The following is a 13,584-nucleotide window of genomic DNA, read 5'->3' as shown; positions in this document are numbered from 1 at the left end:
CGATAATAAGAGACCTATGGAACAATTTATCGTATCTGCCCGAAAATATAGACCCCAAACATTTAGAGATGTAGTAGGCCAACAAGCTATTACAAGTACTCTAGTTAATGCTATTGAGAGTAATCACTTAGCACAGGCTTTGTTATTTACAGGACCTAGAGGAGTAGGTAAGACGACATGTGCTCGTATTTTAGCTAGAAAGATAAACCAAGAGGGATATGATGATCCAAATGAGGACTTTGCATTTAATGTATTTGAATTAGATGCTGCGTCTAATAACTCAGTGGATGATATCAGAAGTCTTATTGATCAAGTGCGTATACCACCACAGACTGGAAAGTATAAGGTGTATATTATAGATGAGGTGCACATGCTATCTTCTGCAGCGTTTAATGCTTTCTTAAAAACATTAGAAGAACCGCCTCGTCATGCTATTTTTATATTAGCAACTACCGAGAAGCATAAGATCATACCAACTATCTTATCTAGATGTCAGATATTTGATTTTAAACGAATCACTATTGCTGATGCGGCTAATCACTTAGCTGATGTTGCTAGAAGTCAAGGAATCAACTTTGAGGATGATGCCTTGCGTATTATAGCGCAGAAAGCTGATGGTGCTATGCGTGATGCATTATCTATATTTGATAGAGTTGTTTCTTATTGTGGTAGAAACTTAACAAGACAAGCTGTTGCTGAAAATCTTAATGTATTAGACTTTGAATATTATATTCGTATCACTGATTTTGTTTTACAGAATAATATTCCTGCATTATTACTAGCGTATAATGATATCTTATCTAAAGGATTTGATGGACATCATTTTGTTTCTGGACTGGCTTCTCATTTTAGAGATTTGATGGTTTGTAAAACACCTGAGACAATCAATCTATTAGAGATTGGAGATCATGGCAAACAATTGTTTTACAATCAGTCACAACAAACTTCAATGCCTTTCTTGTTACAAGCTATAGAGATAGCGAATGATTGTGATCTGAAGTATAAATCAAGTCAAAACCAGAGATTACTAGTAGAATTGTGTCTAATGCAGTTAGCGTCTTTATCTTTTGAAGGCGAAAAAAAAAAGATAAACAATTTATAATACCAGCTTTAGCGCTTAAAGAATTACTTCATAATAGACAATTTACAAGTAATTTAGATGAGTTAAATGCTTTGGCAAGTGTAAGTAAAAACACATCTGTACAAGAGGTAAATAGTATTCACCAATCAGCTCAAAACATACAAGTGCCTAATAATGTACCTGTAGTAGAGCAAGGTGGTTATGCTCAAAGTGTAAATAATCAATATGATAATACAGTTGCTCCTCAAGGAGCTCAAACTGTTGAGTCAAATCATCTAGTACAACCTCAGGCAAGTGAGTCATTAAATAATCAGTCACTCAATATAGAAAGTAATACTAATCCTATAGCAGAACAACCTAAAAGAGCTTCTGCCTTATCGTTGACTAGTATTCGAAACAGAAAAGAGTTGGCTTCGTCTCTAGAAAAAGTTGTAATTAACCCTGATGACTTACCTAAACAGGCTTTTACCTATGATCAGTTAATGGGAGAATGGAACTATTATATAGATCGTTTGACTAGAGCAGGATTAATGCTAATGGCTTCTTTAATGCGAATGGCTCAACCTACTTTGTATGAAGCTCGTATTGAATTAGAATTGCCAAATGAGGGTTCTAAATTGAGTTTTGAAGAGAATAAGTATGACTTGGTTAATTACCTTCGCAAAAAATTACAGAACTTTGCAATTGAATTAAATATTACTGTAAACGAAGAGATTAAGCTAGTTAAGAGAGTATTAGACTCAAAAGATAAGTACCAACATTTTATAGAAATTAATCCTGAAGTAGAGGTATTGAAGGACATTTTTGACTTAGAATTAAAGTAAAAGTGAACTTAAGTTCACAATATAAAAGATATACAAGAATATGATTAAAATAGGAGATGATAATAAATTAAAGGTTGCTCGTTTAGCGGGTATTGGACTTTATTTAACAGATGGTGAAACAGATATTCTTTTACCTAGTAAATACGAACCTGAGAATATTAGAGTTGGAGATGAGATGATTGTCTTTGTTTACTTAGATCAAGAAGAAAGACCAGTAGCAACTACTTTAGAGCCTAAAATATATGTAAATGAGTTTGCGTTATTAAAAGTAAGCTACATTAATGAATATGGAGCCTTTATGGATATGGGGTTAGAAAAGGACTTATTCGTTCCGTTTAGAGAACAAGCGCGTCCTATGAAAGAAGGGAATAGATATCTGATCTATATGTATCTTGATGATCAAAGTAAACGATTGGTAGGTTCTAGTAAATTAAAGCAGTTTGTCGATAATAAGGATATTACTGTAGAAGAAGGAGAAGAAGTAGAACTAGTTGTATCTCATATTACAGATTTAGGTATTAATGTAATTATCAATGAAAAACACGCTGGTCTTATGTATAAGAATGAAGTGTTTGAAGAGTTACACACAGGAGATCGTATCATAGGGTATATTAAATCTATTCGTCCTGATGGAAAAATAGACGTTAGTAGAAACAAATTAGGTTTTGATGGAGTAGTAGACAGTGCTACAATTATTATCAGAGAATTAGAGCACAACAGAGGATTCTTAGGGCTAAATGACAATAGTCATCCAGAAGACATCAAGACTGTTCTAAACATGAGTAAAAAGACCTTTAAAAAGGCAATAGGAACTCTTTATAAAGAGAAGAAGATAGAGATAAAAGAAGATGGTATTTATCTAGTGAGATAGTATCTGAGTGAGATAGTACAAGAGGGAGTCATGGGTAAAGTGACTCCTTTTTTATACCTGTATATTGTGGTTAGTAGTTTCTTTACTCAATAAATTACTTGCTTTACTTTTTTTTATATTATGAAGATTGGTAAATTAATATGTTTGTAATGTTCTTTTAGATGAGCGAATTGTTTTTTAATTAGGAGTGAACATTGTATAGAAGTATCATTACTATCAACCATACTTAGTATAGAACGTGCATATTGTGAGTTGTATAACTTGTGATGCAATTTCTAGTATAGTGTTGGCTAGCTAAGAATTTAGAGTGTCCCCATAGCGTCTATATTTAAAATAGACGCTGTTTTTATTAATAAAGGTGTAATCAAATAACCTTATCGTTGCCTGATTTAAGCTATTTATAAATGTGTTAATACATAGTTGAAGTAGCTGGTTATGAATAAATATTTCAACTATTCTTAAATTGAGATTACGCGGCTTAACTAAGAAAAAAGACACTTTCACCCAATTTTTGAATACCTTGTATTATAATAGGATTACTTTTGTATCCCAATTAGATAGTTTTTTTTATTAGAGAAAAAAGCTAATTTAGTTATTTATAAAAAACACAACTATCACTTAATTTTAATTGGGGTTAAAATGAAGAAATTACGCTATTATTTTTTGGTATTAAATTACCTGAATCAAAATCATTACCCTTCGCGGGAAAAGCTTTTAGAGTACTTAGCAAGTTATGACATTGATATTAGTGAACGTACACTGTATCGCGCACTTAGTGACTTGTCTACAGAGTTTGGGGTAGAGGTATCACTAGATAATGCTAAAAAAGGGTATTATATTGCTCCTAAATATTTGGCAAGAGCAAATCAAGTTTTATTACATTTAAAAGATCTGGTAACTACAGATATACTTAATTCGAGTAATGGATCTAGGGCGTCAGCTTCTACTTATATCGATCCAGTATCTAAGAAAGGAGTATTGCCAATAGATACGATTAGAATGATCTATACAGCAATGACGAAAAATCAAAAAATATCTTTTACTTATACTAATCAGTCAGAAGGAGAGCCATATCGTGTGAAAATAGCACCTATACTGTTTAAAGAATTTGAAGATGCGTGGTATGTTGTTGCGTTAGAAGATAATGATTACCATACTTACTTTTTAGATACTATATCAGATGTGATGATTGAGAACGAACGTTTTAAAGGATGCTCAGAGTCAGCTAGAACTAAGTTTAGTGAAATTATAGGCTTAAACTTTACCAATCAAGATGTTCACGAAGTAGTCCTTTCATTTGATAAGAGTCAAAGAGCTGTTTTAAATTCTTGCCCACTTCACTCATCTCAGGTAATTACAGAGAGTGTATGTGGAGAACGTATTTTAGCTACTTTATTAGTAAAACCAAATTATGAGTTGAAGCAACAAATCATGAAGTTTGGTAAATATGTGAAAGTCGTTTCACCAGAAAGACTAAAGGAAGAAGTTATTGAAGAATTGCGTTTTGCTTTAGAGCAACACCAAGACGAATATATAAAAATACATTAGTTTGGGGGAATTAATGTAGAAGTTGTAACTGTATATGATAAGTTATTATTAAGTCAAAATATACAGATATAACGGTTAGTTTGTTTCGAAAACAATAGCAGGTGGGGGCCTGCTATTGTTGATTTATACTTTAGAGTATGAATCGAGGTTTATTGTAAATGAAAAAGGCTATTCTGTTTAGGAATAGCCTTTTTTAGTATTAGTATTTTAACGCTGGATTAGCTTGTACTTCTTTTTGTGGAATAGGTAGTTGATAGTATTCATCAAAAGCATTAATTATCGTGTTATCAGTATCTACTGCTAGATCACGTGAATCTCTTTCTAATGGCAAGCCTAATCTTTTTAAATCAAAATAGCGATGTCCTTCGAAGGATAATTCTAAGAAACGCTCTTGTAATACATCCTGTAGCGTCACAGTAGTAAAGTGAGTATTATCTTTAATTCTATTGTCTCTAAGCGTATTAATATCATTAGTAGCACTGGTATTATTACCTAGTTTTAGATATGCTTCTGCGCGTATAAGATACATTTCACTGATGCGAAATACTTTGTAATCATTAATACGATCGTTGAATGCGCTACCATCATATTTACTGATGACTGCATCATCTTCTATACCGAAGAAGTGTTCATACCTTTGGTCATTTTCTGAGTCAAAATGATCTCTTAGCTTCTGTGAAGCATAGTACAGTGTTTTACCATTGCTGAAGTCATACCAGAATATGTTAGGTCTAATGTTGTCATCATTGTTGCGCTTCAGTTTAAAAATAACCTCAGCATTAGAAGTGTCCTCCCATATTCCTTCAAACTCTTTTGCCGTTGCTAGTGGATATTTATTAATTAGCAGAGTACTATATCTTTCTGCTTTTGTATAGTCATGTGAATATAATGCCACACGTGCAGTTAAAGCTAAGATAGCATCTTGACTTAAGCGAATAGTGGTATCTTTATTAATATGCTGTTCTGCTTCCACTAGATCATTCTCTAGTTGTTTATAGAAGTCTTGTATTGTTTGTTTACCTGGCTTCCCATATACATCAGAACTCGTCTTATAAGGGATTGTATAAGCTGTCATCCCTAAGTATTCAGACTGTCCAAACATACGGTGTAGTTCGAAGTGTATTAAAGCTCTTAGACCGTGTAATTCACTCTTTAGTTCCTTTAGTTTTTCTACTTCAGCCTCATTGCTAGTAGGCACTTTATGGATGTTTTCTAGTAGTGTGTTAATCTTGTACACGCTGTGGTAGTAATCTATCCATATCTGTTGTAGAAGGTCATCGTCTGCGCTAAAAGTCCATCGGTTAAGATTGACAGCATAAGAGTTTACCCCAGCATTACTAGGAGCTAGTTTACAATCATCTGCCATGATCGAACCGATTAAGGTATTGTATTCTAGGTTTAGCTCTGTATAAGCTCCTAATACTCCAAACTCAAATTGCTTAACCGAACTGTAAATATGTTCTTCATTTACAGCATCTTTAGGGTCTATATCTAGCATACTATCACAACTCTGGAAACTAATAGCTCCTAATGCTAAGCATAGTATTGCACTGATTTTATATATGGTTGTTCTCATTGTCATTGCTTTAAAAAATTACTTTTACACCTGCTGTGATGGTACGTGGTAATGGGTATTCATATTGGTACCAGTTGTTGTCATCTTCAGGATCTTGTCCTTTGAAGTTTGTCCAAGTCAATAGGTTTTGCCCTTGAGCAAATATATTGATCTCTTTCACTATTTTATTCCACTTCCCGAAGTCTTTAAATCTATAGTTTACACTTAAGTTTCTAAGTTTTAAGTAATCTGCTTTTTGTAGCTCTCTATCAGTCATATAACGAGCGTATTTTGCACTAGGATTATCGCTGACATCACCAGGGTTTTGCCACATATCTAACATACTTGTAGACTGGTTATAGATACGGTAAGTTTGGTCTGCAGATGTTCTGTAAAACTCTCCTGTGTTAAGTCTATACATTCCTTTAATAAAAGAGAATAAGGCGCTTACTTCTAAGTTTTTGTATTTAAAGTTAGTTGTAAACCCTCCTTTGATAGCAGGGTCAAACCCTCCTTTAACTAATACAGCATTATCAGGATCATAAGTAGTCGTGATATTACCATCTTTGTCATAATAGAGTGGAGCACCTGTCTGCTGATCTACACCAGCCCATTTCACCATATAGAAATGTCCTATTTGCTTGCCGACTTGATGGATAGAGTAGTCTTCTGTGATGATTTCATCCTCATCTCCTAGGCTCAAGATTTTATTCTTGTTATAAGCAAAGTTAACTCCTAAGTTAAAGGTGAAGTCTCCACTTTTTACCACATCTCCAGACAGTTTTAACTCAATACCACGGTTTCGGATTTTACCCATATTATCTGCTATGGATTCAAACCCTGATGTACTAGAGAGAGATCTATCTAAGAATAAATCACTCGTAATACGGTTATAGAAGTCTATTTCTCCAATTAATCTATTTTCAAATAAACCGAACTCTAATCCTAAGTCTAGAATCTTATTCATTTCCCAGTTGTACTGATTATTTCCAGGTGTTATAGGGTTAAGGGCAGTACCTCCGTTGTATTGACCAGGACCATAAAGACGGCGGTATCCGAAGTCACTAGCGAAGCCATTAGCATTACCTGTTAATCCATAGCTAGCTCTTAAACGTGCCATAGAGATAACATCTATATTCTGCATAAAGTCTTCTGTCTTCATATTCCAACTACCTCCCACAGCATAGAAGTACTTATATCTGTTATTACAAGGTACACGTGATGAACCATCTCTTCTTAAGCTCGTAGACAACGTAAATCTATTCTCATAAGAATATCTCACTAAAGCGACTTGAGAAAGTAAAAAGTTCTCAGAAGCTCTACCTTCTATCTTAGGAATGAAGTCATTCTCAGGTGTACCTGGTGTGATACCACCTGCAGTATGGTCTAGCCCATCTATTAACCCATATCCTGTAAAGCCGTGATAGTTATACTTCTGTCTATTCATCTCCATTAAGGCTATCGCTTCTATCTCGTGTGCATCCCATCTGTATTTATAGTTAGCCCCGAAGTTAGCCATTAGCCCGATGTTAGTCTGATCACCTTGACTATACATTCCTTTACCACCTTCTTCTACTAGGTCTCCGAAATACGTATCAGGTTTGATGATATGTGTATTACTTAGTTTGGTATAATCAACCCCTAGTGTACTAGTAAGTTTAAAGTCATCTGTAATATCAAAAGCAAAGTTACCTGCTAATACACCTTTCTGCTGTTTTTCTCTTCGGCTAACATCGTTATACATTGCTAAAGCATTTGTACCAAATCTATTCGTACCAGGAGTAAGCTTTCCATCTTCATCATACGGATTCTCATAAGGTAACGCGAAGTACATAGAAGCTACAGGATTTGTCTCACTTACGTCAAAGTCAGACTCCGAAGTTTGACTATTAATATTCGCTAAGTTGATGAAGAAGTTAGTACTTAATCTACCAGACTTATGGTGAATATTACTATTCAAATTGAACTTTTCTATCCCTGAGTTGTATAATACACCATCTTGTTTGAAGTAGTTTAATGAAGTATAGTGTTGAGTCTTATCATCGCCCCCTTGGAAGCTTAAGTTATGAGATTGATTAATCCCTCTTCTCATTAACTTCTTTTTCCAATCAATATTAGTCTGTCTAATCTCAGCTAATCGTCTATCTCCTTCTATATAATCAACATCTGTCTTAGCTACCTGTACACCATTTACTGTCTTATAAGGATTGTTTCTAGAATATGCCCATCCAGGTAAGTCTTGGTCTTGAAGCATTTCTTCGAACTGAAGACGTTGGTTCGTATTCATCATATCCCATTTGCTGTTATTGGCTTCAGAATACCCGTATTGAGTTTGATAAGTTACCCTTAATCCATCAGAGTCATGTGCCCCTTTCTTAGAAGTGATTACGATTACCCCATTAGCTCCTCTAGAACCATACTGAGCAGTAGCTGCCGCATCTTTTAGAACAGTGATATCTTCAAAGTCTTCAGGATTAAGAGCAGAGAATGTAGCAGGAGAGATAGGCATTCCATTTAATACATAAAGAGGATTTGTGTTCTCATCCTGAAGAGAACCGATACCTCGGATAGTCACCCTACCAGGAGTGCCAGGTTGCCCAGAAGGAGAAGCTACATATAATCCAGGCACTTGTCCTTGTAAGGCTTGATCCATAGAACTCACTTGTGATTTATTGATCGCTTGAGCTTCTATTTTACTGACAGCTCCTGTTGTTTTAGAACGAGACTGTTTAGTATATCCTGTTACGACAATTCCTTCTAGTAAGTTATCCTCTACATCTAAGTCTATAAATGAAGGATAATCTCCCACCTTTATCGTGATTTCTTTATCTGTATATCCGATATAAGTTAGGCGTAGTTTTATCTCTTTTAAGTCTGTATTGTCTAATTCGAATTGTCCATTGTCTAAAGTAATATCTACTTTATCATTTGTAATGTCTTCGATAGTCACGCCAGGTAGCGGAATTAGCGTTTCCGCATCTCTCACCACGATAGGTGCTTTTTTATCCTGTGCATAGCTAGTCACTGTCGCTGACAGTACTAAAGCTAGGGATAACAATGATCTTTTAGTGATATGCATAAAATAAATTCTTGTCTATTTTTTTACTTTCTTTTTAACAAGGCAAACTTATTTCACGATAATTAGGACGGTCTTAAAGAGATATGAAGAGGGGATTAAAAGGAGATTAGAAAATTTTAATGTGAGACTGAGGCTAACAGTTTACGGCTAACAGTTTATAGCTAACAGTTTATAGCTAACAGTTTACAGTTCACAGTTCACAGTTCACAGTTTTCGGTTCACGGTTTTCGGTTTACAGTATTGCCCTACGAGCGTAATGTACTTAGATGATGTAATAGCCTAATGATTGATACAATAGCCTAAACAGTTTCACAACATCACGACATCACAAAAAGACGACATCACAAAAAAAACAGCGAGTATAAAATCTTATACTCGCTGTTAGGTTGAATTATAATTTAGATAATGATTGAGATGGCTGTTATTGATGCAGTTTCGGAATCATTAAAGTTACCTTAGTTCCTACTGTTAGTTCTGATTCTACAGTCAATGTGCCTTTGTGCAATTGTACTATTTTAGAAGCTAACGATAGGCCTAGTCCAGTTCCTTTTATCCCGAATGCATTACTAGAACGGTAAAAAGGAAGAAATAGTTTATCTAGATCCTCTTTTTTTATCCCAATGCCTTTATCTTCTACTATAATAATGATATTGTGGGTATCAGTATCCAGTGTTACCTCTATAGGTTCATTGTGAGAAAACTTGTTGGCATTCAATATAATATTAGAAAGCGCTAGTTCTAATAAGTTGCCGTTGCCATTAAAGAATAGCTCGTGTAAGTCTTCTTCTGTGCTGATGGTCAGGTTTAGGTTTAAGTCTTTCTGAGCTGCTATAAGGTGGTCTATCATCGTCCACCAGAATTCTTCAAAAGCATGTTTATGTAACGGATACATAGAACTGTCTAGTTGTGATAATGCCAATAGATTATTGATCATCTGATCTATGTGTATTGCATCGTTCACTACTCCTTGCAGTACCTTTACGTACTCCTGTTCTGTTCTGCTCTGGCGTAGTGCTATCTCAGCATTCCCCATAAGAGAGGCGATAGGCGTTTTTAGCTCATGTGAAGCATGAGACACGAATGCCTGTTGGTTGTCAAAGGATTCTTGTACTCGATTAAAGAGGTCATTAATAGTCTCGCTTAACGTACGTATCTCGTCTTTAGACATATCCTGTGTAGGGATGGGCTGAAATAAAGTATTTATATTCTTCTTCGCGAAGTACTTATTAATTCTGGTAATCGGGATTAGAAAATAACCAGCGAATAAACGTGAGAGGAAAAAAGTAATAAGTAAGGCAATCACTAGACTGATCAGCATAACTGTTCTTAACTGTTGTAATGCTGCTACTCCTTTTTCATTAGTTGCTTTAGCCATCACGATAAAGTCCCCAGAATTATCTCTATAGAAAATACCTACCACGTACTCCTGATCAAGTTTAAAGTATATCTTCTTTTTTGCAATAACCTCTTCTAGTGTCTTTTTATCCCATTTTAGATCCCCTTCTTCTATAAAGGTTGGATCTAGATTAATGTCATAGATTCTTATTTTCTCTAGAGGTAATGTACGAGGATATTTGCGCAAGACCTCATCGAACTCTGCCTTAGTGAAGTTGTCTTCTGCTAGATAGTTATGGCCTACTGTGAAGGCGCGATCTTCTAATTGTTTAAAGAAGGTATTTTGCCAATGGCTAGATACTACAAAATAGACTGCAATTAGCACTCCCAATAAGAGTATCGCAAATAAGCCAGAGAACTGTAGTGAAAGTCTATTGCGTATTTTCATTATTCTGTTTTTTTGTGAAATAGTCTTTTTGTGAAATCGTGAAACCGTGAAGGTGTGAAATCGTTTTTTTGTGATGTTGTGATGTTGTGAAACTGTTTAGGCTATTGTATCAATCATTAGGCTATTACATCATCTAAGTACATTACGTTCGTAGGGCAAAACCGAAAACTGTAGACCGAAAACTGTGAACCGTTAACCGTTAACTGAAAACCAAAAGCTTATTCATCCTTTAGTATATACCCCATACCGATAACTGTATGTATCAGTTGTGTGTTGTACTCTTTGTCTATTTTGCGTCTCACATAATTGACATACACATCGATGAGGTTCGTTCCTCTATCGAAGCCGATACCCCAGACCGCCTCAGCTATCTGTGTTCTCGTTAATACCCTATTCTTATTCACTAAGAAGTATTCTAGTAAGGTATATTCTTTTTGGGTTAAAACGATTTCTTTATTTGCTCTCGTAACTGTTTTTTTATACGTATTCATGATTAGATCCGCAGCTTTATACTCTAGAGTAGGCATAGCCATTGTATTACGACGGGTCAGTGCCTTTATTCTCAGCAATAATTCTTCGAAGTGAAAAGGTTTCGTCAGGTAATCATCTGCCCCCATATTAAATCCTTTGACCTTATCATTTAGCGTAGATAAGGCAGTCAACATGAGGATGGGAATATCTCCTTTGTATTTTTTTATTTGTTGACAGATTTCGAATCCGTTCATATAGGGAAGAATGACATCTAGAATAATCAAATCAAACTCTTGTTCCATCGCTAGTTGTAATCCTATCATCCCATCGTAGGCAAAAGCCACCTGATGTTGGCTCTCCTCTAGACCTTTTCTAATGAAGTTAGATACGCTTACTTCGTCTTCTATTAAAAGTATGTTCATAGCTCTGATTTTATTGCAAAACTAAATCATAAATCAAGCCATTTTTTAGGATTAGAGAAATTTAATGTTAGATGAAGTATATCTATTTTAATAGATTTAGAGCAGAGTAATGTTTATAAAAGTTCTAAATATGAGAATATTAAAAGCAATCTAAAATCTAAAAACAGGACAAATCACAGATGTTAAAAATATTAACATATCAGTGTTTTTTAGTGATTTGAAACACACGGTAAAGCCAATGATAGTAAGGCTTTTGGGAAGGTTGTTTGGGCGTTGTTCGGAAGTTCATTGCAAAGTGTTCGGAAAAAGGGGGTGTTTTCCGAACACCTTCCGAAAAAACCACAACGGAGACCGCATGAATACTCGATTCGTAGTGAATTTACGATGTTAAGAAACTTGTTAAAATTTTAAAATTAAGATTTTGAAAGCTGTGATTTGTGCTTTCTTTTTGGTGAGATGTACCAGACTTTGAATAGAAGAATATTCTCAATAATAGCCATTGAGTCAAAGCCTTTACTGTAGGCAAAGGTAGTAAAAAAATAGATAGGAGAAAAGAGGGTGTAGGAGGAAAAATGAGTAGTGTTAAATTATAGTGCTCAATTTGAATTGTGTAATTCTGATAAGGTTTTTTTAGATAACTTTATTGAAAGATAATAGTGTGAAACGAATAACATTTGGATTTGAATACCCTTAATGCAGCTATGTGAAATGGTTGTTTTATGACTTGTAGTTAATAGATATGAATGTTTATGATTGATAGTAACATGTTAATAAACGATTTTAAGGCGCTTATAGAAGAGCGTTTAACTTATGCTGTGCTCTCAATAATTAGTTTTGAAGAGTATAAGGTTTTGTGTATGCTTTTTTCACAGAATTAGATAGTATTAGAAATAGGGGATTAGAGAAAGTTTGTATAGATCAGTTTTTAAACAGTTATTATAGCTATGTGATGGTAAGCGGTGATGATGATGTGATGTTGGAGAGAAGATTCACTAGTATAATGGAAGAGTTAACAGAGTTCTGTGCATCTCCTTTCTTTTGGAAAACGGATTTCACTATATATATGGAAAAATGGGAAAGTTTTTTTAAAAGTAGTTGGTTTAAAAATGTTTAATGTGTGAGAATAAAAGAACGAATTATGAAATTCTTGATTATCTTATTAGTGAGCATATCTCTATTAAGTTGTAAAAATAATAGTAATCGGTTAAAGTCCTCTAAAGAAGAAAAACTAAGTGAACTAGTAATAAAAGACAGTACTTTTAAAAGGGTGTTTGAGAAATCCATAAAAGAGATTGAGTTTGATTTGGTAGATGAGGATGTTAACCAATATATAATTGATTTTCATGTCGATTATGAAAATAGGAGTAATTTAATACTTGCTATTCGAAATTGTCCACCTACAACAGTGATTGATTTAGTGTATTTAAAGCAGTATCAAGGCAAAAAAGTTTATGTATATTATAGTAATTCTTCTAGGGTTAGACAAGCTGTTAGTAGATTTATTGATATAACTGATAAGCCTATTAAGTCAGTAACACTAGAAATACAACCTAGTGAATTTGAATGTATTTACTTAAGAGAGTTTATCGTGCATAATGACTCTTTAATTTCACTTTAAGAGTTAAGAGAATTGGGTATGAGTTAGGTAGTAATAGACTATCTACTGTAAGGGATGCTACAGGAAATCAAGAGGGTTTTAAGCAAGTCAATACTAGTGGAGCAGATTATGGGTATGATGACTTCGGTAACCTTACTAGTGATAAGCATAAAAAAATCAGTAAGATTAGGTATAATCACCTAAACTTACCTGTAGAGATTAACTTCGGAAGTGATAAAATAGAGTATCTTTATACAGCTAGTGGAGAGAAGGTACAGAAGAAAGTCACAGAGAAGGGCGTCGTTACGCTAACGGATTATTTAGATGGATTTCAGTATGTAAAGGGCAAGCTT

General features: G+C 34.4%; 10 protein-coding genes. 6 read left to right on the top strand and 4 right to left on the bottom strand.

All coding sequences use genetic code 11. The features are described 5' to 3' along the window. Positions 1-16: 16 nt before the first annotated feature. The 4 genes from dnaX to AABL87_RS10685 all read left to right on the top strand — a co-directional run bounded on the left by dnaX (position 17) and on the right by AABL87_RS10685 (position 4,324). Positions 17-1,102, top strand: a complete 1,086-nt coding sequence (gene dnaX, locus AABL87_RS10700) for a DNA polymerase III subunit gamma/tau (protein WP_006265032.1) — start codon at positions 17-19, stop codon at positions 1,100-1,102. A gap of 71 nt (positions 1,103-1,173) precedes the next feature. Next, positions 1,174-1,905, top strand: coding sequence for a hypothetical protein (locus AABL87_RS10695; RefSeq protein ID WP_006259375.1), 732 nt, complete (start codon positions 1,174-1,176; stop codon positions 1,903-1,905). Positions 1,906-1,945: 40 nt separating this feature from the next. Next, positions 1,946-2,776 (top strand): CvfB family protein, encoded by an 831-nt coding sequence (locus tag AABL87_RS10690; protein ID WP_006259374.1) that lies wholly within the window; start codon positions 1,946-1,948, stop codon positions 2,774-2,776. Between the two features lie 639 nt (positions 2,777-3,415). After that, positions 3,416-4,324 (top strand): helix-turn-helix transcriptional regulator, encoded by a 909-nt coding sequence (locus tag AABL87_RS10685; RefSeq protein WP_341277332.1) that lies wholly within the window; start codon positions 3,416-3,418, stop codon positions 4,322-4,324. Positions 4,325-4,523: 199 nt separating this feature from the next. On the opposite strand, the gene AABL87_RS10680 is transcribed toward AABL87_RS10685, so the two are convergent. From AABL87_RS10680 to AABL87_RS10665, 4 genes are all read right to left on the bottom strand, one after another. Further along, positions 4,524-5,900 (bottom strand): RagB/SusD family nutrient uptake outer membrane protein, encoded by a 1,377-nt coding sequence (locus AABL87_RS10680; protein WP_230456713.1) that lies wholly within the window; start codon positions 5,898-5,900, stop codon positions 4,524-4,526. Between the two features lie 10 nt (positions 5,901-5,910). Further along, positions 5,911-8,958, bottom strand: coding sequence for a SusC/RagA family TonB-linked outer membrane protein (locus AABL87_RS10675; RefSeq protein WP_341277331.1), 3,048 nt, complete (start codon positions 8,956-8,958; stop codon positions 5,911-5,913). A gap of 421 nt (positions 8,959-9,379) precedes the next feature. After that, a complete protein-coding gene (locus tag AABL87_RS10670; RefSeq protein WP_341277330.1) occupies positions 9,380-10,741 on the bottom strand; it encodes a sensor histidine kinase in 1,362 nt (453 codons plus the stop codon). A 218-nt stretch (positions 10,742-10,959) separates the two neighbouring features. Then, complete coding sequence (locus AABL87_RS10665; protein WP_006259369.1) at positions 10,960-11,634, bottom strand: response regulator transcription factor; 675 nt, start codon at positions 11,632-11,634, stop codon at positions 10,960-10,962. Positions 11,635-12,487: 853 nt separating this feature from the next. On the opposite strand from AABL87_RS10665, the gene AABL87_RS10660 reads away from it, so the two are divergent. Both AABL87_RS10660 and AABL87_RS10655 read left to right on the top strand, forming a co-directional pair. After that, positions 12,488-12,748 carry a hypothetical protein gene (locus tag AABL87_RS10660; RefSeq protein ID WP_341277329.1) on the top strand — a complete coding sequence of 87 codons (261 nt, stop codon included), beginning with the start codon at positions 12,488-12,490 and terminating at the stop codon, positions 12,746-12,748. A 24-nt stretch (positions 12,749-12,772) separates the two neighbouring features. After that, positions 12,773-13,252 carry a hypothetical protein gene (locus AABL87_RS10655; protein WP_341277328.1) on the top strand — a complete coding sequence of 160 codons (480 nt, stop codon included), beginning with the start codon at positions 12,773-12,775 and terminating at the stop codon, positions 13,250-13,252. Positions 13,253-13,584: the final 332 nt, after the last annotated feature.

The organism is Myroides sp. C4067, from assembly GCF_038039665.1.
Classification (GTDB): domain Bacteria; phylum Bacteroidota; class Bacteroidia; order Flavobacteriales; family Flavobacteriaceae; genus Flavobacterium; species Flavobacterium odoratimimum.
The sequence above is the reverse complement of the archived record's forward strand: the minus strand, read 5'-3'. Positions and strand labels throughout refer to the sequence as shown.

What these genes read in the sequence shown, in the direction of transcription:
- AABL87_RS10675 (WP_341277331.1), bottom strand. Translation starts at nt 8,958, where the DNA reads ATGCATATCACTAAAAGATCATTGTTATCCCTAGCTTTAGTACTGTCA.
- AABL87_RS10690 (WP_006259374.1), top strand. Translation starts at nt 1,946, where the DNA reads ATGATTAAAATAGGAGATGATAATAAATTAAAGGTTGCTCGTTTAGCG.
- AABL87_RS10685 (WP_341277332.1), top strand. Translation starts at nt 3,416, where the DNA reads ATGAAGAAATTACGCTATTATTTTTTGGTATTAAATTACCTGAATCAA.
- dnaX (WP_006265032.1), top strand. Translation starts at nt 17, where the DNA reads ATGGAACAATTTATCGTATCTGCCCGAAAATATAGACCCCAAACATTT.
- AABL87_RS10670 (WP_341277330.1), bottom strand. Translation starts at nt 10,741, where the DNA reads ATGAAAATACGCAATAGACTTTCACTACAGTTCTCTGGCTTATTTGCG.
- AABL87_RS10680 (WP_230456713.1), bottom strand. Translation starts at nt 5,900, where the DNA reads ATGAGAACAACCATATATAAAATCAGTGCAATACTATGCTTAGCATTA.
- AABL87_RS10655 (WP_341277328.1), top strand. Translation starts at nt 12,773, where the DNA reads ATGAAATTCTTGATTATCTTATTAGTGAGCATATCTCTATTAAGTTGT.
- AABL87_RS10665 (WP_006259369.1), bottom strand. Translation starts at nt 11,634, where the DNA reads ATGAACATACTTTTAATAGAAGACGAAGTAAGCGTATCTAACTTCATT.